This is a genomic window from Anaeromyxobacter dehalogenans 2CP-C (assembly GCF_000013385.1).
In the GTDB taxonomy this organism is placed as follows: domain Bacteria; phylum Myxococcota; class Myxococcia; order Myxococcales; family Anaeromyxobacteraceae; genus Anaeromyxobacter; species Anaeromyxobacter dehalogenans_B.
In genome coordinates, this window is sequence record NC_007760.1 from 218,465 (window position 1) to 238,201 (window position 19,737).

Here is a 19,737-nt window from a genome sequence, read left to right on the forward strand (position 1 = left end):
CGGCCGTGCCGAGGGTCGCCGTCCTCCTCCCCGCGCGCGACGCCGCCCGCACCGTGCGGGCCGCGGCCGCGTCGATCCTGCGCCAGACCGAGCGCGACCTCTCGCTCGTGTGCGTGGACGACGGCTCGCGCGACGGCACCGCCGAGGTGCTGGAGCGGCTCGCCGCGCGCGACCGGCGCGTGCGCCTGCTGCGCGGCCCCGGCGAGGGGATCGCCCGGGCGCTGCAGCGGGGCCTCGCCGCCTGCGACGCCGAGGTGGTGGCGCGGATGGACGCCGACGACGTGGCCCACCCGCGCCGGCTCGCGCTCCAGCTCGCCGCGCTCCACGCCGATCCGTCGCTCGCCGCGCTGGGCGGGCGGGTCCGGCTCTTCCCGCGCGCGGCGGTGCGCCCGGGCATGGCCCGCTACGCGGCGTGGCTGAACGGCCTCGTCACGCCCGCGCTCGTCGAGCGCGACCTGCTGGTGGAGGCGCCGCTCGTCCACCCCGCGGCCGCGATCCGGCGCGACGCGCTGGAGCGCGCCGGCGGCTGGCGCGACGGCCCGTTCCCGGAGGACTACGATCTCTGGCTGCGCCTCGCGGCCGGGGGCGGGCGGCTCGGCAACCTGGCCGAGCCGGTGCTCGCCTGGCGCGAGTCGCCCGGGCGGCTCACCCGCACCGACCCGCGCTACGCGCTCGCCCGCCACGTGGCGCTGAAGTGCGCGCACCTCGCCCGCCACGTGCTCCGCGGCGCGCCGGAGGTGGCGCTGTGGGGGGCCGGGGAGACCGGCCGCGCGTTCTCCGACGCGCTCCGCGCCGAGGGGATCGCCACCGCCGTCTTCGTCGAGGTCGATCGCAAGAAGATCGGCCGCACCGTGCGCGGGGCGCCGGTGGTCTCCTACGAGGAGGTCGGCCGGCTGCGCGGGCTGCCGCTGCTGGTGGCGGTGGGCGCGCCCGGCGCGCGCGACCTCATCCGCGCCGAGCTCGCCCGCGCCGGCCTCGAGGAGCTGGCCGACTACCGCTGCGTGGCTTGAGGCGCGCCCGCCGCGTCCGCTCACCCTTCGACTTCGGCTCGCCCTTCGACTCCGGCGAGCCTGCGGCTCGCCTACGCTCAGGGTGAGCGGGCGCGCCGGTCAGGAGTCCTTCTTGAGCTGCTCGGTCAGGTAGTTCTGCACGCCGATCTGGTCGATGGCGGTGAGCTGCGTCTCGAGCCAGTTCGCGTGCTCCTCCTCGCCCTCCAGGATGTCCTCGAGGAGGTCGGCGGAGCCGTTGTCGCCGGCGTTCCGGCAGGTCTCGATGCCGCGGTTCAGCACGCCGATGGCGTGCTTCTCGAGGTCGAGGTCCGCCGCGAGGATCTCGGGCACGCTCTCGCCGATGTTGATCTTGGCGAGCTTCTGCACGTTCGGCATGCCGTCGAGGTACAGGATGCGCTCGATCAGGTGATCGGCGTCCTTCATCTCGTCGATCGACTCGGCCCGGAACTTCGCGTACAGGCGGTCGTAGCCCCAGTTCTCGCAGACGCGCGCGTGCAGGAAGTACTGGTTGATGGCAGTGAGCTCGTTGGTGAGCACCTCGTTCAGCACGTCGAGCACCTTGGCGTCGCCCTTCATCACCCCTCCGATCGTTGTCCGGGTCCGGCGCCGGCCGGCGCACCGAAGCCTAGCGGCGGGGAGGGCGCGCGGCTCGGACGGGCCCCAACTGAGCGTCACCGGGGGCCGCGGGGCGGCGTGGGCGATCAGGCGGCGTCGCGCCGGGGCGCGGCCCGGGCGCGCGCGCACGCCGGCGCGGTCGCGGCGCCGCCCGCGTGCACCTTCGCCAGGGCGGCCACGCAGCAGCGGCAGGCGGTGCCGGCGCCGGTCTCGGCGATCACCTGGCGGAGCGAGGCGCCCTCGGCCGCGCGCCGGCGCACCAGCGAGTCGGACACGTTGAAGCAGAGACAGACGATCACGCCCGCCCCCATCCGCGCGGCAGCGGAGCCGCCGCGCCGGCGCGGCACGCGGCGCAGCAGCCGAACAGCCGCAGCCGCGGGGCGCGCACCTCGAAGCCGTTCCGCGACGCGGCGGAGGCGGCGAGCGCGCCGAGGTCGGGGTCGATGGCCACCACCGCGCCGCAGCGCGTGCAGACGAGCGCGCAGGCCGGCTCGGCGGTGGCGGAGGAGGGGACGGGATCGCGGGGAGGGTGCACCGGGGCTCCGGAGATGATGTTGAGAATGACTCTCACTATCATGGGCGCGGCCGGCCGTCATGACGCCCGTCAAGCGGGGGGCGGAATGCAGGCGGCCGGGCGGGGAGGCGCCCGGCCCGGCGGGGCGCCGGCGCATTGCGGGCAGGGGGCAGGACGGTCTAGGGTCCCGGAAACGTGACGGATTCCTTCGACCTGGGCGCCTTCCGCCGCGACCTCACCCGCCGGACGGCCGACGCGGTGCACGCGCTGCGGGCCCGCATCGGCTCCGAGACCCTGTACGGCTTCGCGCTGTTCACGAGCGGGGAGCGCGACTTCGCCTGGGTGCGCGCCTCCGCCAACACCGAGGACGCGCTCACCCGGCGCGCCGCCGCCGCGGCCGCGCTGGACCCGCGCTTCCGGGGCGAGGCCGGGCGGCGCCTGCTGCGCTGGTCGGCGCCGGACTGGGAGTACCACGACTTCGCGCCGGAGGTCCGCGGGCTGGCGGTGCCGCCGGCGGAGGGCCGCCGCCCCACGCTCGACCCGGCGCTCTACGACGCGTTCGTGGGCGCGCTGAAGGCGGTGGACCGGGCCGGGCTGTTCGGCCGCGGCGCCGACCGCGCCTTCCTCACCGTGAACATCCTCTGCGACCACGCCTCGCCGGCGTTCTTCCGGCGCGGGCTCCGCGCGCTCAACCCGGTGCCCACGGCGGAGCGGCACCTGCACGAGACCGCCGCCGCGCCGTTCGTGCGGTGCGTGAACCGCGCCCCCCGCCGCGAGCGGATGCGCATCTGGCTGGCGCTCTACGAGGACCTCTACATGGAGTGGCGCACGCCCATCGCCGAGGAGGCGCGGGCGCGGGGGCTGAGCCCCTGGGACGTGGAGGAGGAGCTGGCGCGCTTCGGGCGCAAGGTGGTGCCGGCGCTCGTGGACCTGCTCGCGCACTACGGCTTCGCCGCGCCCATCGACCACAACCGCGGCTTCGAGACGCGCGAGGTGTGGCTGGCCGGCTCGGCGCTGTTCCTGGTGCGGCGCATCGGGATGGTGGCGGAGGCGGAGATCGCGCGGCTGCAGCGGCTGGTGGGCGACTTCGCCGAGCGCGACCGCCGCCTGCGGGTCGCGTCCACCCTCGCCGAGAACACCGCCCGCGTGCTGCACGAGCTCCGCCCGCGCCGCTTCCCGCCCTCGGAGATGGACCCGCTCACCTTCAAGCTCACGAACCCCGAGCCGTTCCTGCTGCGGCGGCCCTGATCGCCGCGGTCCGCGCCGTCCGCGGCGTGGCATAGTGCGCGTCCGCGCATGACCGACCGAAGCCGCCGAGCCCGCCCCGCCGCCGCACGCCCATCGCCGCACGACCGCCACGTCCTGTACGAGCGCGCCGTCCAGCACGCCGGCAGCGAGCTCGACCTGGTGGACCGGGTGGTGCGCCGCGGCGGGGGGACGCCGCGGCGGCTGCGCGAGGACTTCAGCGGCACCGCGCTCCTCTCCGCCGCCTGGGTCCGGCGCGGCCGGGATCGCAGCGCGGTGGCGGTGGACCTCGACGCCTCGGTGCACGGCTGGGCGCGCGCCCACCGGGTGCCGGCCCTGGGCGCCGCGGCGGCGCGGCTCCGGCTGGTGGAGGCCGACGTGCGGGACGGGCCGCCGGGGCCGTTCGACGCGGTGATCGCGTTCAACTTCAGCTACGGCGTGCTCCAGACGCGCGCGGCGCTGGGCGGCTATCTCCGGTCCGCGGCCGCCGCCCTGGCGCCGCGCGGCGCGCTCCTGCTCGACGCGTACGGCGGCTGGGACGCCGAGAAGGAGCTCACGGAGCGGCGGCGCATCGGCGGCGGCGTGAGCTACGTGTGGGAGCAGGAGTCGTTCGACCCCATCACCCGCCGGGTCCGCTGCGCCATCCACTTCGAGCTGCCCGGCGGCCGGCGCCTGCGCCGCGCCTTCACCTACGACTGGCGGCTCTGGACCATCCCCGAGCTCACCGAGCTGGTGGGCGAGGCCGGGCTCGAGCCGGAGGTGCTGTGGGACGTGGCGCCGCGGGGCGCGACCCGGTACCTGCCGCGCCGCTCCGCCTCGAACCAGGGCGGGTGGATCGCGTACGTGGTGGGGCGGCCGAAGCGGGCCTAGCGCTCGGGCACGAGCGCCGCCTCGACGGCGCGGAAGTCGTCGGGCGGCTCGGCCTCGAACACCATCCGCACGCCGGTGACCGGGTGCGGCAGCTCGAGCCGCGCCGCGTGCAGCATCACCCGCGGCACCGCCACCTCGCCGACCCGGCGCGGCCCGCCGTAGCGCGCGTCGCCGAGCAGCGGCGCGCCCAGCGCCGCGAGGTGCACGCGGATCTGGTGGGTGCGGCCCGTCTCCGGGCGCGCCTCCACCTGCGCGCCGCCCGGCGCTTCACGCAGCGTGCGATACCGGGTGGCGGCCGGATCGCCGGCCGGGTCCACGCGGCGCAGCCCGGGGCGCGCCGGGTCCTTGCCGAGCGCGAGCGCCACCCGCCCCTCCGCCGGCGAGGGCGCGCGGGCGCAGAGCGCGAGGTAGGTCTTCTCGGGCGCGCCGGTGCGGAACGCCTCCGCGAGCGCCGCGGCGGCCTCGCGCGTGCGCGCGAACACCGTCACCCCGGAGGTCTCCCGGTCGAGCCGGTGCACCAGCGTCACCGGCGCGCCGAGCAGCGCCGAGACCAGCTCGGGCAGCGCGCCGCGGTCGGTGGTGAGCGTCGGCTGCGCGGGCACGCCGGCGGGCTTGTCCACCGCGCACAGGTCCGCGTCGGCGTAGAGCAGCCGCTCCCGCCCGAGGGCGGCCGGCGCGGACGCGGCGCGGCCGCCCTCCTCGAGGTTCACCACCACCTGCTGGCCGGGGGTGAGCGTGCGGCCCGCCACCTTGCAGCGGCGGCCGTCCACGAAGACGCCGCCCGCCTCGATGGCGCGCCGGGCCAGGCCGCGCGAGATCCCGCCGCGCGCGGCGATGAACCGGTCGATCCGCTCGTACCGATCGACGTCCGGCACGAGCAAGGTCAGGCGGCGCACGGGCGGGCGGGGGCGCGGCGCGCTACGCGGCCGACTTGCTGGCCGGGCAGCCTGCGCAGGCGTCGGACTTCGGCTCGGGCTTGCTCTCCGGCTTCCGGTCCGGGGTGATCGCGGCGGCGCTCTTCCCGCCGTAGTCGGTGATGTAGAAGCCCGAGCCCTTGAACGCGAACGCGCTCGCCGACATCAGCTTCCGCACCTTCGAGCCGCACACCTCGTGCACCTGCAGCGCCGGATCCGACATCTTCTGCAGGGCGTCGAACCTCCCGCACTTGGGGCACTCGTACTCGTAGATGGGCATCGCGAAGAATCTCCAGCCCGGAACGTAAAGTCCGGGGTCCTTCTGTCAAGCGATCGGCCGTCCAGCGGGACGGCGCGGGGCGCGCGCGGCGGGCCGGTGGCGATCCGCGCGCCGTGCTAAGTACCCGGGCGCCGGACCGATCCGCGACGGCGGCCGCGGCGGAGGTGCCTTTCTACCATGGACGCGCAGGAGAGGGATCGGCTGGCGGGTGAGGTGGACGCCCTGGCGGCGGGGCTCGAGGAGGCGCGCGGGCGCCACGCCGCCGGCCTGGACCCCGAGCCGTCGCTCGCGCCGCGCTTCGCCGCCCGGTCGGAGGCCGCGCACCGGCGCACGGTGGACGCGCTCCGCGCCGCCGGCGAGGAGGCGCTCGCCGCGCGGGTGGCGGCGCTCCGCGCCGAGCGGGCGGCGGCCGGGCACGAGGAGGCCTGGCGCGCCGCCGAGGCCGCGGCGCGCGGGCGGGGGCCGGACGGCGAGGCGCCGCTCGCCGCCCTCGAGCTGGCGGCGCTGCGCGAGCGGGACCGCGGGCGCCGGCTGGCGCTGGCGCGGGCCGCGGCGGAGGCGCTCGAGCCGGCGGCGGCGCACCGCGAGGCGGCCTGCGAGGCGGCGGCGCGGGCGCGCGCCGAGGTGGGCCACGCGCCCGACTGGCGGGTGGTGGTGGAGGGCGACCAGCTCCTCGCCGCGTCCGACGACGCGTGGCGCGACGTGCTCGCCTACCGCGCCCGCACCGCGCTCGAGCCGCTCCCGGCGGGCGATCTCGCCCGCGCCGACCTCCTGCACCTGCTGGCGCTGGGGCGCTGGGACGGCCTGTTCCGCGCCGGGATGCTGCCGGTGGCGCTGAAGCTCACGCTCGAGCCGCTCGGCCTCGACGGCCGCGCGCGGGTGGACGCGGCGGACCGCCCGGCGCAGTGGCCCGGCGTGCACGTGCACGGCGCGCGCATCTCCTTCCGTCCGCGCGGCGGCGCCGGCGACTGGCAGGATCTCGTCGAGGGGATGGGCCGCGCCCTCGGGGCGGCCGCTGCCCCGCCGCACCGCCGCGATCCCGCCCTCGGCGCGGCGCTGGGGTGGCTGCTCGGCTCGCTCCTGCTCGAGCCGCGCTGGCTCGCCGACCGCGCCGGCGTCGAGCGGCGGCAGGCCGCCGACGTGGTGCGGGACCTCGCGCTGCGGCGCCTGCTCGCGCTCCGCGCCCGCGCGGCGGCGCTGCGGGTCGCGACCGAGGTGGAGCGCGGGCTCTCCGGCGCCCGCTGGCGCGAGGCGTACGTCGAGGCGATGGAGGCGGCGACCGGGGCGCGCTGGGAGGGCGTGCGCGCGGCGCGCGACGCGGACGCTGCGGCGCACGCGGCCGCGCTCCGCGGGGCGGACGCGGGCGAGCGGCTCCGGCGCGACCTGCGCGAGCGGCTCGACGAGGACTGGTGGCGCAACCCGAGGGCGGCCCCGCTGCTCGCCGGCCTGCTCGCGGCCGGCGCGCTGCCGCCGGAGCCCGGAGACACGGCACCCGCGCCGGGGGACGCGGCGCGGGCGCTGGTGGCGCGGCTCGAGGGGAAGCCGGCCTAGAGGAAGGTCTCGCGGGGCCCCACCCTGCTCGCCGGGTCCCGTGCGCCGCCGCGGGCGGCTTCGCCGCGCGCGCGAGCTTCGGCGTCTACAGGCCTTTCTTGCGGAGCGCGCGGATGATCTTCTCCTTCGCGCGCGAGGGGGCGGCGGGGGCCGGCGCACGGGCCGGCGCGGTCGCCGCGGCGCCCGCGTGCTCGCGCTCGCGCCACTTCATGTACGCCTCGATCTCGTAGGAGAGGACCTCGATCTCGAGGTCGCTCAGCCCCTCGGCGCTGCGCTCGAGGGGCGTGCCGCGGGGCGGGGCGGCGCCGAGGCGCATCCGCATGACGCGCTCCTCCTCCGGCGTCAGCTCGCGGGCCGGGCCGCGCCGGAGCGCCGCCTGGGCCGAGCCCTCCGTCACGACCGCCGTGGTGCCCTTCTTCTTCGTCTCCATGCGGGCCATCGTAGGCGCCGCCCAGGGCGTGTCCATTTTTCGAAGGACGGCGGCCTCCCCTCCGGCCGTCCCGCCAAGCCCTCGCGATTCCGGCCGATTTCGCCTACCACCCCCTACGTTCCGGACGGGTTGCCCTCGCCCCGCCTCCGGACCCAGAGTCGTTGCAGGCGCATCGCGTCCGGACCCGGAGTAGTTGGAAGCAGGCGGAAAGGCGCGCGGCCGGCACGGGCTGCTTGCCCCCAAAGGAGGCTGAGATGGCGGAGTGGCGGGAGAACCTGATCGAGCGCGACGAGGACATCCGCAAGCTGCTCGCGCCGGTGCGGCGCGTGGCGGTGCTCGGCATGAAGACCGAGGCGCAGTCCGATCAGGCCGCCTTCTACGTGCCGCGGTACCTGAAGGACGCCGGCGTCGAGGTGGTGCCGGTCCCCGTGTACTACCCGGACGCGAAGGCCATCCTCGGCGCGCCGGTGTACCGGAGCGTCGCCGCGATCCCGGGCCCGGTGGACCTCGTGGACGTCTTCCGGCGCCCGGCCGACGTCCCGGCGCACGTGGACGACCTCGTCGCGAAGAAGCCGGCGGTGGTCTGGCTCCAGCTCGGGATCCGCAACGACGCCGCCGCGGAGGCACTCGCGAGGGCCGGGATCCGGGTGGTCCAGGATCGCTGCCTGATGGTGGAGTGGCGCAGGCTCGGGCCGGCCGGGCGCTGACCGCGGGCCGGCCCGGCGCCGCCGCTACGGCGTGAGCGGGATCGAGATCTCCTCCAGCACGGTCACCGCGCGCGGCGCGCTCGCCGCGCGGACCACGTCCGCCGGCGGGTTGGCCATCCTCAGCGTGAACGCGGCGAGCAGCGCGACCGCCAGCACCAGCACGCCGTAGCCCTCGACCGACTCCAGCTTCGCCATGGCGACCCCCGATCGACCTCGACGTCGATTGTACGGCCGGGGCGCAAGTTCATTTCAGGCCGCTCCGTCGCAGGCCCAGCCAAGGCGGGGGACGCTGTGCGAGAAGGGGCGCGGGCCGCCGGCGAGGTGCTCCCGGAGGCGGACAGGAGCGCGCAGGCGCGGGGCCCCGGCGAGCGGCCTACCCGAGCGCCGGTGCCTCGTCCGGCCGCGCGCCAGCGGGGGCGGCGTCGGGCGGCGCCAGCGCGGCGGCCGCGAGCACCATGAGCGCGACCCAGAGCAGGTCGGCGACGAGCAGGTGCACGAGCTGCATCCACACCGGCGCGAGCAGCGCCACGTTCAGCACGCCCGCGAAGAGCTGGAGCCCGGCGAGCAGCAGCACGGCGAAGGACGCCGAGCGCGTGTCGGCGTCGGGACGGGCGCGCAGCGCGGCCCGCGCCGCCCAGCCGAGCGCCACGGTCGAGAAGACGGCGACGAACGGGTGGAGCACGCGGAGCCGGAGCAGCACGTGCGCCTCCTCCGAAAGCTCCTGCCGGAGCCCCTGCGCGAAGGACGTCGCCGGGAACAGCGTGTCGCCGAGCGCCGCGATGGCGCCGCTCGCGCCGGTCAGGACGAGCGCCCCGGCGGCGACGCCCAGCGCCGCGGCGAGCCCGGCGTGCCCGCGGAGCGCGAGCCCGCGCGGGCGCCCGGCGAGCGCCGCGGTGAGCGCGATGGCGCCGATGAGCAGGAACGTGTTGGTGAGGTGGATGGCGACCACCCAGCCGCGCGCGGCCGAGTCGTCCTTCGCCACCCAGCCGAACAGCACCAGGCCGGCGCCCACCAGTGCCTCGACCAGCACGAGCGCGAGCGAGGCCCAGGCCGCCCGCCGCGCCGCGTGGCCGGCCGGGAAGGTGCGCCGCGCCGCCACCACCAGCCCGAGCACCAGCAGCAGCGCCACCCCGCTGGTGGCACGGTGGGTGAACTCGATCACCGTCTCCAGCGCCGGCGCGCGCGGCACCACCTCGCCATTGCACATGGGCCAGTGCTTGCCGCAGCCGGCGCCCGAGCCGGTGGCGCGCACGAACGCGCCCCACACCACCACCGCGAGGTTGTAGGCGAGCACCGACCAGGCGAAGCGGACGAAGGCCTTCATGCCGCACGGAAGACCACGCCCGCCGCCCGAACGCAACGGCTCCGCCGGGGCCGCTGCCCGGCCCCGCTACCCCGCCCCGCCGCGCCCCTGCGCGCGCGCCTCCCACTGCCGCTGCAGCGTCCGCCAGCCGTCCTCCGCGGCCACCGCCGCGCGGCCGGCCTCCGCGGCGCGCGCCTGCGCCTCGCGCTCGTCCGCGACCGCCTTCGCCACGTGCGCCTCGAAGCGGCGGGCGTCGTACTTGCCCGCCGCCGGGACGCCGGCCGACGCGAGCGCCTGCAGCTTGGCCTGCTCGAGGCGCGCCTGGGCGGACACCTCGTGCGCCTCGGCGGCGTCGAGATCGGCCTGCCGCGCCTCGGCCAGCCGCTTCGCGAACGCGAGGTGCGCCTCGGCGGCCTGGCGGTGCAGCCCGGCGGTGTCCGCGAGCTCCTGCGCCCGCGCCTTCCAGGCGGTGTCGCCGGCCGAGTTCGCGCCCTTCGCCTCGGTGGCGGCGCGCTGGAGGTCGGCCTCGGCGGCGGTGCGGTCCGCCTCGGCGTAGCCCTGCTCGCGCTTCGCCTCCTGCAGGCGCAGCTTGGCGCGGGCGACCGCGTCGCGCGCGGCCGCCGCGTCGGCGCGGGCCGGCTCCACCGGGCCGAGCTGGCCCGGCCCGAGCCGGCCGAAGTCGGCGTCGGACACCGGCGTGAAGTCCTGCCGCGTCTGGACGGCCCGGCAGCTCGCCAGGACCCCCAGCGCGATCCCCGCTGCGAGCGCGGTGCGCATGGCGACTCCCCCGGCGGGAAATCTGCGGCCGCGCCCGGGGCGCGGCACGCGGGGGCGCTACTCGCCCTCGTCGGCGGGCTCGGCGGGGCGCGCCGGCTCCTCGCCGCGCTTCTTCAGCCCGGCCGCCTCGAGCGCGGTGGACGGGCCGGCCGGCTTGCGCTCGTCGGGCAGCGCGCCGGCGGGCGCCGCCACCGGCCCGACGGCGCCGCCGAGCGCCTTCACCTCGGCGAGCAGCTCCAGCCGCGCCTTCACGCCGGGTGCGTTCGGCACCTCGAACGCGCCGGAGAGCCGGACCCGCAGCGGCACCCCGGTCTCGGCGTCGGCGAGCAGCTCGCCGTCGGCGGCCACCGGGACCCGGCCCTGCAGGAACGCGAGGCGGCGGGCGGTGTCGGGATCGGGCGCGGGGGCCCCCGGGGGCGGCGGCTGCGGGGCGGGCGGCTTGGCGGCGGGCGCGAGCGACAGGCGGTAGCGGCGGGCGGCACGGCCGAGCAGGCGCGCCTCCCCGGCGGGCTCGAGCCGGAGCGCCGGGCCGTACAGCGCCGCCACGGTGCCGGCCAGGCGGAAGCTCTCGTCGCGGAAGCGGCGCGCGTCTCGGCCGCGGTCGGTGGGGCGCTCCCGGAACGGCGCGGGCAGCGCGCGGGCGTAGGTCGCGCCGCCCGTCCAGATCACGTGCTTGCCGCCGGACGAGCCGGCGCCGAGGCCGGGGTCGATCTCGGCGCGCACCTCGAACTCGCCCGTGGCCGACTGGCGGAGCTGGTGGTGCTCGGTCACGTGCACCTGCCGCGCCTCCTCGCCGGGCGCCGAGACCGTCCACTCGGCCGCCGCGGTCCAGTCGAACGCGCCCAGCCGGCGCGCCGCCTCGTCGGCGTCGAGCGCGAGCGCGGCCTCCGGGTGCTCCGGGTCGAACGCGGCGGCGGCCGGCTCGTGCGGCCGGTCCTCGCGCCCGAGCACGCGGGCGCGCGCCTCCGGGTCGCTGCGGGAGCAGGCGAGGGCGGCGAGGCAGAGGGCGAGGGAGGCGCGGCGCATGGCGGGGCATCCTCTCACGAGATCCGGCGACCCGGGGGGCGCCTCACGAGACGCGGCGCAGCGAGGCCGGCAGCAGCCGCGGCGGGCCCGGCTCGCCGGGACCGGGCACGGAGGCGGCGGCGGGCGCGGGGGGCTCGGGCGCGAGCGGCTCGGGCGCGGCGTCGCCCGCGAGGTGCCCGGCGGCGCCGGCGCCCTCCTCGCCGGCGGGGGCCGCCGCGATCACGTCGCCGAGCGCCACCCGGCCGTCGGTCCAGAGCAGCTGCTCGCAGCGCGCGAGCAGCCCGCCCAGCCCGGCCCGGGTGACGGCGGACACCGCCGCCGCGTCGCGCCGCTGCGCCAGGGCGGCCTGCGTCTCGGGCGGGAGCCGATCGACCTTGTTGAGCACGAGGAGCCGCCGCTTCCCGTCGAGGCCCAGGCCGCGCAGGATCTCCTCCACCGCCGCGATCTGCTCCTCCTGCCGCGGGTCGGACGCGTCCACCACGTGGAGCAGCAGGTCGGCGTCGCCGAGCTCCTCGAGCGTGGCGCGGAACGCGTTCACGAGGTCGGGCGGCAGGTCGCGGATGAACCCCACCGTGTCGGTGATGATGACCTCGCGGTCGCGCGGGAAGCGCAGCCGGCGGCTGGTGGGGTCGAGCGTCGCGAACAGCTTGTCCTCGGCGAGCACCGCCGAGTCGGTGAGCGCGTTGAGGAGGGTGGACTTGCCGGCGTTGGTGTAGCCGACGATGGAGAGCACCGGCAGGCCGCGCGCGTTGCGCTGCTTGCGGCGCAGGGTGCGGTCGGCGCCGAGCCCCTCGATGCGCCGCTCCAGCGCGGTGATCCGGTCGCGCACCCGGCGCCGGTCGATCTCGAGCTTCGTCTCGCCGGGCCCGCGCCCGCCGATGCCGCCGGCGAGCCGCGACAGCGAGTCGTCCCGTCCCACCAGGCGCGGGTACAGGTACTTCAGCTGCGCCAGCTCCACCTGCAGCTTGCCGTCGGCCGACTGGGCCCGCTGGGCGAAGATGTCGAGGATGAGCTGGGTGCGGTCGAGGATCTTGAGGCTGGTGGCCTCGGCGATGTGGCGCGCCTGCGACGGCGACAGCTCGGCGTCGAAGACGATGACCGTGGCCATGCGCTGCATGGAGCGCAGCACGATGTCCTCGAGCTTGCCCTTGCCGATGAGGTAGCGCGGGTCCGGGTCGCGGCGGAGCTGCAGCGTCGCCTCGAGCACCTCCACGCCGGCGGTGCGGGCGAGCTCCTTCAGCTCCTCCAGCGAGGCCTCCGCCTCGGCGCGCCCGCGCCCCTTGCCGCCGAAGCCCACCAGGATGGCGCGCTCCCGGCCGCCGGTGCGCCGCGCCGCGCGGGCCCGGGCGAACTCGTCCTCGAGCGCGAGCGCGCCGGAGAGCGCGTCGTAGGCGAGCTCGTGGACGGTGGGCGCCTCCTCGTCCTTCCACATGGCGCCCTGCGGGTTCTCCGGGAGCAGGTGCGCGTAGTGCACGCGGCCCGGCAGCCCGTCCTCGCGGACCTCGATGGCGGCCACGAGGTCGAGGCGGAGCAGCGCCAGGTCGGTGTGGTCGTCGCGGGTGAGCGGCTCGCCGTTCAGGTGCGTGTGGACGAGCCGCAGGCCGCGCAGGCGGCTCTCGCCGGCGCGGCCGCGGCCGACGTCCGGGAGGTCGAGCTTGCGGGCGTCGCCGACCACCACCGCCTGCACGTCGCCCTTGCGGTCGAGGAGCACGCCGACCTGCCGGTTGGTCTCGCGGGAGACCTCGGCGAGGTGGCGCGCCAGCTCGGGCGACACGATCGACTGCGCATCGACGCGGCGGCGGTAGGTGCGGCGGAGGGCGTGGAGCTGCGAGGGCTTGAGGCCGAGGGTGTTGCCGTGGACTTCCTGCATTCGTTGGCGGGAGTCTATCGCGGCGCGGCCGCCGGATCGACGCGATCTGCGGCGGGCGAGGGGCCGACCGAGCGGGGTCGGCCGGCCGGGGAGGGGCGCGCCGCCGACCGGGGGCCGGCGGGGCTAGGCGGCGACCGCGTCCAGGCCCAGGTAGCGCAGCAGCCGGAGCTGGTGCTGGCCGAGGCCGCGGAAGGACGCCCGGATCCCGCGGGCGGAGAGCGCCTGCGCCAGCACCGCCAGGCCGAAGTCGTGCAGCTCGCGCACGTGGGTGAGGTCGATCCGGACGAGCGAGCCGGGCGCCGCCGCCGCGAGCTGGGCCGCGAGCCGGCGCGCCGTGGGCACGTCGAGCACCCCGTCCAGGCTGATGGCGTTCGCCTCGAGCGCGATGGCCGCTTCCATGGCTGTTTCCCCCGGGCGGCGCGCGGACGGCGCCACCGACGCTGCACCCAGGATTATCCGCGTCCGCCCGCACGATCCGCAAACTCGCGGTGACGGCATGATGACGCACCGGCGGCGCCGCCGTGCTGTGGGCGGGCGTGATCCCACGCGATCGGCGCAGGGGCGCGCCGCCCACAGCGGCGCCTTCCGCGCCGCGGGACCGGCGGCGCCCCATCCCCTGCCGGGAGGAGGCGGGCCCGCCCGCGACGGCGCCATGCTGGGCGCGCCTCACCGTGGTCCGGGATCTGCAAAGCCTGGAGACCGCCATGAACCGGTTCATCGTCCGCCGCCGCGCCGACGGCGTCGTGCACCTCCGGCGCCGCTCCCTCCGCCACCTCCTCGTCGATCGCATCGCCTGGACGATGGCCCTCCTGTTCGTCGCCACCGCCGCCGGGATGACCGCGCTCGTGGCCGCGCTGGTGGAGTTTCCGCTCGTCGTGATCCTGCTCGCGCCGGTGATCGGCCTCGGCGTCTGGGCCGGCCGCCTCGCCCGCGGGGACGGGCTGCAGCCCGCGCCCGCGCCGGTCGATCCGCGTCCGCCGCGCCGCGTCGCCTGATCGGGCGTCGGCAGCCCGTCGCCGGAAATCCGACACCGACGCGCCGGACCGCGACGCCGGTGCCCGGCTCGACCTCCCCCGGCGCGCGATCCCTGCGCGTGGGCCGGGCAGGCGCGCGCCGATTGCGCGGGCAGCGCCCGCGGCGAGCGCCTCGACGGGAGCCGGCCGGCATGGTCATATCGCCGCACCGATGGACTCCCCCGCACAGAGCGCCCGCGCGGGCGCCGGCAGCGTCCTGAACGCGGCCGTGGTCGTCGCCGCCCTCGGCTACTTCGTGGACATCTACGACCTCATCCTCTTCAACATCGTCCGGATCCCCAGCCTGACCGCGATCGGCGTCTCCGGCGACGCGCTCGTGTCGGAGGGGCTCTCGGTCCTGAACTGGCAGATGGTGGGGATGCTGCTCGGCGGCATCGTCTTCGGGATCGTGGGCGACAAGCTGGGCCGGCTCCACATCCTGTTCGGCTCGATCACGCTCTACTCGATCGCCACGATCGCGAACGGGTTCGTGCACGACCTCGCCACCTACAAGGCGCTCCGCTTCGTGGCCGGGCTCGGCCTCGCCGGCGAGCTCGGGGCCGGCGTGACGCTGGTGGCGGAGATCCTGCCGGCCCGGCTGCGCGGCTACGGCACGATGCTCGTCGCCTCGGTGGGCGTGTCCGGCGCGATCGTCGGGAACGTGGTGGCGAAGACGCTCGACTGGCGCGTGGCCTACTGGGTGGGCGGCGGGCTCGGGCTCCTGCTGCTCGTGCTGCGCATCAAGGTGAGCGAGTCGGGGATGTTCCAGGCGCTGCGCCACACCGCCGTGAGGCGGGGCGACTTCCTGGCGGTGTTCCGCGGGGGGGAGCGCTTCCGCCGCTATCTCTCCTCGATCCTCATCGGCGTGCCGATCTGGTGCTCGAACGCGATCCTGATCGCGCTCGCGCCGGAGTTCGGGCGCACGCTGGGCGTGACCGGCCCGGTGACCGCGGGCGACGCGGTGATGTTCTTCTACGGCGGCCTGGTGCTGGGCGACCTGTCGAGCGGGCTCCTCTCGCAGGTGTGGCGGAGCCGGCGCAAGGTGGTGCTCCTGTTCGTGGCGCTGCTCGCCGCCGCCAACGTCTTCTACTTCGTGGCCGGCCGGGGCGCCTCGCCGGCGCTGTTCCTCGGCGCCTGCGGCCTGCTCGGCGTCGCCGGCGGCTACTGGGCGATCTTCGTCACCGTGGCGGCCGAGCAGTTCGGCACGAACCTGCGGGCCACCGTGGCGACCACCGTGCCCAACTTCGTGCGCGGCCTGGTCCCGGTGTGCACGCTCTCCTTCCAGTGGGCCCGGCCGCACCTCGGGCTGGTGGGCGCGGCGGCCGCCGTCAGCGCGCTCTGGTTCGGCCTCGCGCTCGTGTCCGCGTTCGGGCTGCGCGAGACGTTCGGCGTCGAGCTCGACTACGTCGAGGCGGACTAGGCCATGTCGGCGTACGTGGTGGACGTGGAGGCGGACGGGCCCATCCCGGGCAAGTACTCCATGGTCTCGTTCGGCGCGGTGCGGGTGGAGCCCGGCCTGTCGCGCACCTTCCGCGGCGAGGTCCGGCCCATCTCCGACCTGTGGCTCCCGGAGGCGCTCGCGATCTCGGGCGTCACCCGCGAGCAGCACCTGCGCTTCGGCGAGCCGGGCGAGGTGATGGCCGACTTCGAGCGCTGGATCCAGGAGACGACGAGGGGGAAGCCGGTGCTGTTCTCGGACAACCTCTCCTTCGACTGGCAGTACGTGAACTGGTACTTCCACACGTACCTGGGCCGCAACCCGTTCGGCTGGAGCGGCCGGCGCATCGGCGACCTCTACTGCGGGATGGTGAAGGACGGTCACGCACAGTGGAAGCACCTCCGCGCCACCGCGCACGACCACGACCCGGTGAACGACGCGAAGGCGAACGCCGGGGTGCTGCTGCAGCTCGTGGACATGGGCCTGAAGCTGAACCTCAAGTGAGCGCCCGGTGACGCTGTTCGCCCAGGGCGCCCTGCTCGGCCTCTCCGCCGCGGCCCAGCCCGGGCCGTACCAGGCCTACCTGCTCGCGCAGTCGCTCCGGAACGGCGCGGTCCGCACGCTGCCGGTGGTGCTCGTGCCGCTCACCTCGGATCCGCCGGTGATCGCGGCGGTGCTGGTGGCGCTCGCGCAGGTGCCGGCGGGCCTGCTCCGCGCGCTGCAGCTCCTCGGCGGCGCGGTGGTGCTGTGGCTGGCCTTCTCGGCGCTGCGCGGGCTGCGCGCCCCGCTCGCCGCGCCGGAGGCGAAGGCGCCGCCGCGCGGCTTCTGGCGGGCGGTGCTGCTCAACTTCACCAACCCGAACGCCTGGATCTTCTGGAGCGCGGTGGGGGGCCCGGTGCTCGCGGCCGCCTGGCGGGACGGCCGGGCCGAGGCGGGCGGGTTCCTGGCCGGCTTCTACGCGTTCCTGCTCGGCGGGAACGCCGCGCTGGTGGCCGCGGCGGGCGGGCTGGGCCGGCTCGGCCCGCGCACGCAGCGCGCGCTCACCGCCATCTCCGGGCTGGCGCTGCTCGCGTTCGGGCTGTGGCAGCTCGCGAAGGGGCTGGCCGGCCCGCGCGCCTGACGGGCTACTTGCCCGCGCCCTGCGCCGGCGGCGCGGGCGGCGGCGGGATCGCCTTCAGCCGCTCCTTCACCTTCGCCAGCTCCGCGCCGCCCCGGCCGCCCGAGCCGGTGAGGTGGTGCTCCGCGATGTAGCGCTCGACCTTCTCGATGCGATCCGGCGTGGCCGGGTGGGTGGAGAGGTACGTCGTCCAGCCCGGCTGCTTCCCCTCGCCCTTCTCCAGCTTCTGGAAGAACGTGGCGATGCCGTGCGGATCGTAGCCGGCCGCGGAGGCGTAGCGCGCGCCGTACTCGTCCGCCTCGCTCTCGTCGGCGCGCCCGTACGCGAGCAGCGCGCCCTTGCCGGCCAGCCCGGCCGCGAGCTGCGCCGCGCCGTTGGGGTTCTTCCCGAGCGCGATGCCCAGGACCGTCTCGAGCCCCATGGCGTTCACCATCTGGCGGGCGGAGTGGCGCGCCACCACGTGCCCCGCCTCGTGCCCGAGCACGCCGGCCACCTCGGCGGTGTCGTCCGCGGCGAGCAGCAGGCCCGAGTAGACGTAGAGGAAGCCGCCCGGGGTCGCGAACGCGTTCACGGTCTTCGGGTCGTTGATGACCTTCACCGACCAGTCCACGTCCGGCCGGTCCTTCTTCGCGCTCGCCAGGATCTTGCCGGTGATCCCCTGGACGTAGGCGTTCACCGCCGGGTCCTCCAGGTACTGCACGTGCTCCTTCGTCTCGAGCTGCTCCTTCACCTGGAGCCCGAGCTGCTTCTCCTGCTCGGTGGGGATGAGCACCGAGGCGAGCTTGGTCTCGGTGGCGACGCGCTGCTTGCCGGTGCAGGCCGCGGCGAGCGCCAGGGCCGCGAGCGCCGCGAGCGGGGTGCGAGACGGTCGGTGCATGCCGGATCCCTCCGGCGCGCTTCCTAGCGCCGGCCCGGGGCGGGGTCATCGTCCGCACGGGGGTGCGGCGCGAAGCCTGGGCGGCAGCGGCGGCGGGGCGTCCCGCGGATCCCCGATTTGAAGCCCGCCGCTCGCCCGCGGTACAAGCGGACGGTCGATCCTTCACGCAGGGGGGGGGCGTCACCATGTCGCGCACGCGCCTCGCGGTCCTCTCGACCGCCTTCGCGGTGGTGGCCGCGGGGGTCTTCGGCCTCGGCTTCCTGCGCGGCGCCGCCGAGGCGTCCGCCGCGCCCGCCCCGCCGCCGCTCTCGAGCGAGTACCCGGGGGGCGCGCCCATCGACGCGGCGCGCATCCAGACCGGCCGGCTCACCTTCGACCGGATGCCGGCCGAGGTCTCGGGCGCGCTCGAGCTCCACTCCGCGGAGATCGTGAAGCAGGCCGAGGTGCTCGCCACCAAGCAGGCCCGCATCACCGGCACCTGCGCGCCCGGCTCCGCCATCCGCGTGGTCGCCCAGGACGGCACGGTGGTGTGCCAGCGGTTCCCGCGCGGCGTGGTCTCGGTGTCGTCGCTCGCCGGCGTGCCGCGCGTCTCCACCACCGCCACCACCCAGCTCAGCGTGCCGGGCGGCGTGGGCCGCTACCAGTCCGGCGGCGAGGACGACTTCCTCGTGCTCCCGGTGGACCTGCCCGACGGCGCGGTGGTGACCGGCTTCTCCTTCGTGTTCTGGGACAGCGACGCCAGGATCGACGGCGCCGCGTACCTGTACCGCTCCGACGACACCGCCATGGCGGCGCTCGTGACGAAGGACGCGGCCGAGGAGGTGCGGGTGGTGTCCACCCAGGACATCGCCGCCCAGAAGGTGGACAACGGCGCCTTCGCCTACTTCGTCTACCTGCAGCTCTCGGCGGCCGCCGGGCCGCGGCTCGTGCCCATCGCGGCGTCGGTGGCCTACAAGCTGCCGTGACGCGGGACGGCGCTCCGGCGCGCCGCGATCCCCGCCGCGATCCGCGCGCGTTTGCGTCTACAATGCCGCTCCCCATGTCCCGAAGCGCCCTCCGCCGCGTGAAGCGGCTCGTGGTCAAGGTCGGCACCGGCACGCTCACCGACCGCGCCGGCCGGTTCGACCGCGACAACTGCGCCCGGCTCGCCTCCGAGCTCGCGGAGGTGTCGCGCGGCCGGAAGGTGGTGCTCGTGTCCTCGGGCGCGGTGGCGCTCGGCGCCGAGCGGCTCGGCCTCGCGCGCAGCCGCGGCAAGCCCTGGGACCTCCCCACCAAGCAGGCCTGCGCCGCCGCCGGCCAGCCGCACCTCATGGCCGCCTGGGGCGAGGCGCTCGGGCGGCACGGCCTCGTCACCGCCCAGGTGCTGCTCACCGCCGACGACCTCGCCAGCCGCAAGCGCTTCCTGAACGCGCGCCGCACGTTCGAGCGGCTGCTCGACGCGGGCGCGGTGCCGGTCGTGAACGAGAACGACACGGTCGCGGTGGACGAGCTCAAGGTCGGCGACAACGACACGCTCGCGGCGCTGGTGGCCGGCTGCGTGGAGGCCGACGCGGTGGCGATGCTCACCGACGTGGACGGGCTCTACGATCGGAACCCCGCCGAGCCCGGGGCCCGGCTGCTCCGCGACGTGCCGCGGGTCACCGCCGAGATCGAGCGGAGCGCGGGCGGGGCGGGGAGCGAGCGCAGCGTGGGCGGGATGATCACCAAGGTGAAGGCGGCGCGGCGGCTCGGCGCGCAGGGCGTCGTCACCGCGCTCCTCTCCGGGCGCCGCGCGCGCGCGCTGCCGGCGCTGCTCGCCGGCGAGCCGGTCGGCACCGTGTTCGCGCCCGGGGCGCACCGGCTCAGCTCGCGCCAGGGCTGGCTCGCCGCGGCCGCCCGCGGCAAGGGCGTCATCCTGGTGGACGCGGGGGCGCGGCGCGCGCTGGTGGAGCAGGGGCGGAGCCTGCTGCCGAGCGGCGTGCGCGGCGTGCAGGGCCAGTTCGGGGTCGGGGACCCGGTGGACGTCGCGGTGGACCCGGCCCGGCCCTTCGCGCGGGGCCTGGCGGGCTACGCCGCCGACGAGGTCCGCCGCATCGCCGGGCTCAAGACCGGCGAGATCGAGCGCGCGCTCGGGTATAAGTACCTCGACGAGATCGTCCACCGGAACGACCTGGTGGTCCTCGAGACCGGCCGGGAGTGAG

At 76.7% G+C, this 19,737-nt stretch carries 24 protein-coding genes; 11 read left to right on the top strand and 13 right to left on the bottom strand.

Annotated features, from left to right (window positions below; translation table 11 throughout):
- Nucleotides 1–5 precede the first annotated feature (5 nt).
- Complete coding sequence (locus tag ADEH_RS00990; protein WP_011419250.1) at nt 6–1,010, top strand: glycosyltransferase; 1,005 nt, start codon at nt 6–8, stop codon at nt 1,008–1,010.
- Nucleotides 1,011–1,109: 99 nt separating this feature from the next.
- On the opposite strand, the gene bfr is transcribed toward ADEH_RS00990, so the two are convergent.
- From bfr to ADEH_RS01005, 3 genes are all read right to left on the bottom strand, one after another.
- Nucleotides 1,110–1,586, bottom strand: a complete 477-nt coding sequence (gene bfr / locus ADEH_RS00995; protein ID WP_011419251.1) for a bacterioferritin — start codon at nt 1,584–1,586, stop codon at nt 1,110–1,112.
- Between the two features lie 125 nt (nt 1,587–1,711).
- Nucleotides 1,712–1,924, bottom strand: coding sequence for a (2Fe-2S)-binding protein (locus ADEH_RS01000; RefSeq protein WP_198133806.1), 213 nt, complete (start codon nt 1,922–1,924; stop codon nt 1,712–1,714).
- Complete coding sequence (locus ADEH_RS01005) at nt 1,921–2,202, bottom strand: hypothetical protein (protein ID WP_041453244.1); 282 nt, start codon at nt 2,200–2,202, stop codon at nt 1,921–1,923. Before ADEH_RS01005 ends, ADEH_RS01000 begins: the two co-directional genes overlap by 4 nt.
- Before the next feature lie 132 nt (nt 2,203–2,334).
- Between ADEH_RS01005 and ADEH_RS01010 the strand changes: the two genes are divergently transcribed.
- Both ADEH_RS01010 and ADEH_RS01015 read left to right on the top strand, forming a co-directional pair.
- Nucleotides 2,335–3,387 carry a DUF4303 domain-containing protein gene (locus ADEH_RS01010; RefSeq protein WP_011419253.1) on the top strand — a complete coding sequence of 351 codons (1,053 nt, stop codon included), beginning with the start codon at nt 2,335–2,337 and terminating at the stop codon, nt 3,385–3,387.
- Nucleotides 3,388–3,435: 48 nt separating this feature from the next.
- The gene (locus ADEH_RS01015; RefSeq protein WP_011419254.1) at nt 3,436–4,254 is read left to right on the top strand and encodes a class I SAM-dependent methyltransferase; all 819 of its coding nucleotides are present in this window, start codon (nt 3,436–3,438) and stop codon (nt 4,252–4,254) included.
- Here ADEH_RS01015 and ADEH_RS01020 read toward each other — a convergent pair.
- On the bottom strand, nt 4,251–5,150 hold the full coding sequence (locus ADEH_RS01020; protein ID WP_011419255.1) for an RluA family pseudouridine synthase: 900 nt from the start codon (nt 5,148–5,150) through the stop codon (nt 4,251–4,253). The two genes, ADEH_RS01015 and ADEH_RS01020, sit on opposite strands and share 4 nt — an antisense overlap.
- A gap of 22 nt (nt 5,151–5,172) precedes the next feature.
- Nucleotides 5,173–5,448: an FmdB family zinc ribbon protein gene (locus ADEH_RS01025; RefSeq protein ID WP_011419256.1), complete on the bottom strand. Its 276-nt coding sequence runs from the start codon at nt 5,446–5,448 to the stop codon at nt 5,173–5,175.
- 177 nt (nt 5,449–5,625) lie between these two features.
- On the opposite strand from ADEH_RS01025, the gene ADEH_RS01030 reads away from it, so the two are divergent.
- Nucleotides 5,626–6,999 (top strand): hypothetical protein, encoded by a 1,374-nt coding sequence (locus ADEH_RS01030; protein ID WP_011419257.1) that lies wholly within the window; start codon nt 5,626–5,628, stop codon nt 6,997–6,999.
- A gap of 85 nt (nt 7,000–7,084) precedes the next feature.
- Here the strand turns inward: ADEH_RS01030 and ADEH_RS01035 are convergent, their stop codons facing one another.
- A complete protein-coding gene (locus ADEH_RS01035; RefSeq protein WP_041453245.1) occupies nt 7,085–7,429 on the bottom strand; it encodes a hypothetical protein in 345 nt (114 codons plus the stop codon).
- Nucleotides 7,430–7,683: 254 nt separating this feature from the next.
- Here ADEH_RS01035 and ADEH_RS01040 point away from each other — a divergent pair, with 254 nt between their 5' ends.
- Nucleotides 7,684–8,136 carry a CoA-binding protein gene (locus tag ADEH_RS01040; protein ID WP_011419259.1) on the top strand — a complete coding sequence of 151 codons (453 nt, stop codon included), beginning with the start codon at nt 7,684–7,686 and terminating at the stop codon, nt 8,134–8,136.
- Between the two features lie 24 nt (nt 8,137–8,160).
- On the opposite strand, the gene ADEH_RS23240 is transcribed toward ADEH_RS01040, so the two are convergent.
- From ADEH_RS23240 to ADEH_RS01065, 6 genes are all read right to left on the bottom strand, one after another.
- On the bottom strand, nt 8,161–8,331 hold the full coding sequence (locus ADEH_RS23240; protein ID WP_198133807.1) for a hypothetical protein: 171 nt from the start codon (nt 8,329–8,331) through the stop codon (nt 8,161–8,163).
- Between the two features lie 178 nt (nt 8,332–8,509).
- Nucleotides 8,510–9,460: a COX15/CtaA family protein gene (locus ADEH_RS01045; protein ID WP_011419260.1), complete on the bottom strand. Its 951-nt coding sequence runs from the start codon at nt 9,458–9,460 to the stop codon at nt 8,510–8,512.
- Between the two features lie 66 nt (nt 9,461–9,526).
- Nucleotides 9,527–10,216, bottom strand: a complete 690-nt coding sequence (locus ADEH_RS01050) for a hypothetical protein (RefSeq protein ID WP_011419261.1) — start codon at nt 10,214–10,216, stop codon at nt 9,527–9,529.
- 57 nt (nt 10,217–10,273) lie between these two features.
- Nucleotides 10,274–11,242, bottom strand: coding sequence for a hypothetical protein (locus ADEH_RS01055; RefSeq protein WP_041453246.1), 969 nt, complete (start codon nt 11,240–11,242; stop codon nt 10,274–10,276).
- A 43-nt stretch (nt 11,243–11,285) separates the two neighbouring features.
- Nucleotides 11,286–13,112, bottom strand: a complete 1,827-nt coding sequence (gene hflX / locus ADEH_RS01060; protein ID WP_011419263.1) for a GTPase HflX — start codon at nt 13,110–13,112, stop codon at nt 11,286–11,288.
- Between the two features lie 123 nt (nt 13,113–13,235).
- Nucleotides 13,236–13,511: an STAS domain-containing protein gene (locus ADEH_RS01065; protein ID WP_041453247.1), complete on the bottom strand. Its 276-nt coding sequence runs from the start codon at nt 13,509–13,511 to the stop codon at nt 13,236–13,238.
- A gap of 305 nt (nt 13,512–13,816) precedes the next feature.
- Between ADEH_RS01065 and ADEH_RS01070 the strand changes: the two genes are divergently transcribed.
- The 4 genes from ADEH_RS01070 (at nt 13,817) to ADEH_RS01085 (ending at nt 16,683) form a co-directional block, all read left to right on the top strand.
- Complete coding sequence (locus tag ADEH_RS01070) at nt 13,817–14,107, top strand: hypothetical protein (protein WP_011419265.1); 291 nt, start codon at nt 13,817–13,819, stop codon at nt 14,105–14,107.
- A 190-nt stretch (nt 14,108–14,297) separates the two neighbouring features.
- On the top strand, nt 14,298–15,545 hold the full coding sequence (locus ADEH_RS01075; RefSeq protein WP_011419266.1) for an MFS transporter: 1,248 nt from the start codon (nt 14,298–14,300) through the stop codon (nt 15,543–15,545).
- Nucleotides 15,546–15,548: 3 nt separating this feature from the next.
- Nucleotides 15,549–16,067, top strand: a complete 519-nt coding sequence (locus tag ADEH_RS01080; RefSeq protein WP_011419267.1) for a 3'-5' exonuclease — start codon at nt 15,549–15,551, stop codon at nt 16,065–16,067.
- A 7-nt stretch (nt 16,068–16,074) separates the two neighbouring features.
- The gene (locus ADEH_RS01085; RefSeq protein ID WP_011419268.1) at nt 16,075–16,683 is read left to right on the top strand and encodes a LysE family translocator; all 609 of its coding nucleotides are present in this window, start codon (nt 16,075–16,077) and stop codon (nt 16,681–16,683) included.
- 4 nt (nt 16,684–16,687) lie between these two features.
- Here the strand turns inward: ADEH_RS01085 and ADEH_RS01090 are convergent, their stop codons facing one another.
- Entirely contained in the window at nt 16,688–17,557 is an 870-nt protein-coding gene (locus tag ADEH_RS01090) for a M48 family metallopeptidase (RefSeq protein WP_011419269.1), read from the bottom strand.
- 185 nt (nt 17,558–17,742) lie between these two features.
- Here ADEH_RS01090 and ADEH_RS01095 point away from each other — a divergent pair, with 185 nt between their 5' ends.
- Both ADEH_RS01095 and proB read left to right on the top strand, forming a co-directional pair.
- Nucleotides 17,743–18,522, top strand: a complete 780-nt coding sequence (locus ADEH_RS01095; protein WP_041453248.1) for a hypothetical protein — start codon at nt 17,743–17,745, stop codon at nt 18,520–18,522.
- 74 nt (nt 18,523–18,596) lie between these two features.
- Entirely contained in the window at nt 18,597–19,736 is a 1,140-nt protein-coding gene (gene proB, locus ADEH_RS01100; protein ID WP_011419271.1) for a glutamate 5-kinase, read from the top strand.
- Nucleotide 19,737: the final 1 nt, after the last annotated feature.

What these genes read in the sequence shown, in the direction of transcription:
- ADEH_RS01080 (WP_011419267.1), top strand. Translation starts at nt 15,549, where the DNA reads ATGTCGGCGTACGTGGTGGACGTGGAGGCGGACGGGCCCATCCCGGGC.
- ADEH_RS01095 (WP_041453248.1), top strand. Translation starts at nt 17,743, where the DNA reads ATGTCGCGCACGCGCCTCGCGGTCCTCTCGACCGCCTTCGCGGTGGTG.
- proB (WP_011419271.1), top strand. Translation starts at nt 18,597, where the DNA reads ATGTCCCGAAGCGCCCTCCGCCGCGTGAAGCGGCTCGTGGTCAAGGTC.
- ADEH_RS01090 (WP_011419269.1), bottom strand. Translation starts at nt 17,557, where the DNA reads ATGCACCGACCGTCTCGCACCCCGCTCGCGGCGCTCGCGGCCCTGGCG.
- bfr (WP_011419251.1), bottom strand. Translation starts at nt 1,586, where the DNA reads ATGAAGGGCGACGCCAAGGTGCTCGACGTGCTGAACGAGGTGCTCACC.
- ADEH_RS01025 (WP_011419256.1), bottom strand. Translation starts at nt 5,448, where the DNA reads ATGCCCATCTACGAGTACGAGTGCCCCAAGTGCGGGAGGTTCGACGCC.
- ADEH_RS01040 (WP_011419259.1), top strand. Translation starts at nt 7,684, where the DNA reads ATGGCGGAGTGGCGGGAGAACCTGATCGAGCGCGACGAGGACATCCGC.
- ADEH_RS01045 (WP_011419260.1), bottom strand. Translation starts at nt 9,460, where the DNA reads ATGAAGGCCTTCGTCCGCTTCGCCTGGTCGGTGCTCGCCTACAACCTC.
- ADEH_RS01035 (WP_041453245.1), bottom strand. Translation starts at nt 7,429, where the DNA reads ATGGAGACGAAGAAGAAGGGCACCACGGCGGTCGTGACGGAGGGCTCG.
- ADEH_RS01050 (WP_011419261.1), bottom strand. Translation starts at nt 10,216, where the DNA reads ATGCGCACCGCGCTCGCAGCGGGGATCGCGCTGGGGGTCCTGGCGAGC.
- ADEH_RS01065 (WP_041453247.1), bottom strand. Translation starts at nt 13,511, where the DNA reads ATGGAAGCGGCCATCGCGCTCGAGGCGAACGCCATCAGCCTGGACGGG.
- hflX (WP_011419263.1), bottom strand. Translation starts at nt 13,112, where the DNA reads ATGCAGGAAGTCCACGGCAACACCCTCGGCCTCAAGCCCTCGCAGCTC.
- ADEH_RS01030 (WP_011419257.1), top strand. Translation starts at nt 5,626, where the DNA reads ATGGACGCGCAGGAGAGGGATCGGCTGGCGGGTGAGGTGGACGCCCTG.
- ADEH_RS01075 (WP_011419266.1), top strand. Translation starts at nt 14,298, where the DNA reads ATGGACTCCCCCGCACAGAGCGCCCGCGCGGGCGCCGGCAGCGTCCTG.
- ADEH_RS01015 (WP_011419254.1), top strand. Translation starts at nt 3,436, where the DNA reads ATGACCGACCGAAGCCGCCGAGCCCGCCCCGCCGCCGCACGCCCATCG.
- ADEH_RS23240 (WP_198133807.1), bottom strand. Translation starts at nt 8,331, where the DNA reads ATGGCGAAGCTGGAGTCGGTCGAGGGCTACGGCGTGCTGGTGCTGGCG.
- ADEH_RS01005 (WP_041453244.1), bottom strand. Translation starts at nt 2,202, where the DNA reads ATGATAGTGAGAGTCATTCTCAACATCATCTCCGGAGCCCCGGTGCAC.
- ADEH_RS01055 (WP_041453246.1), bottom strand. Translation starts at nt 11,242, where the DNA reads ATGCGCCGCGCCTCCCTCGCCCTCTGCCTCGCCGCCCTCGCCTGCTCC.
- ADEH_RS01070 (WP_011419265.1), top strand. Translation starts at nt 13,817, where the DNA reads ATGAACCGGTTCATCGTCCGCCGCCGCGCCGACGGCGTCGTGCACCTC.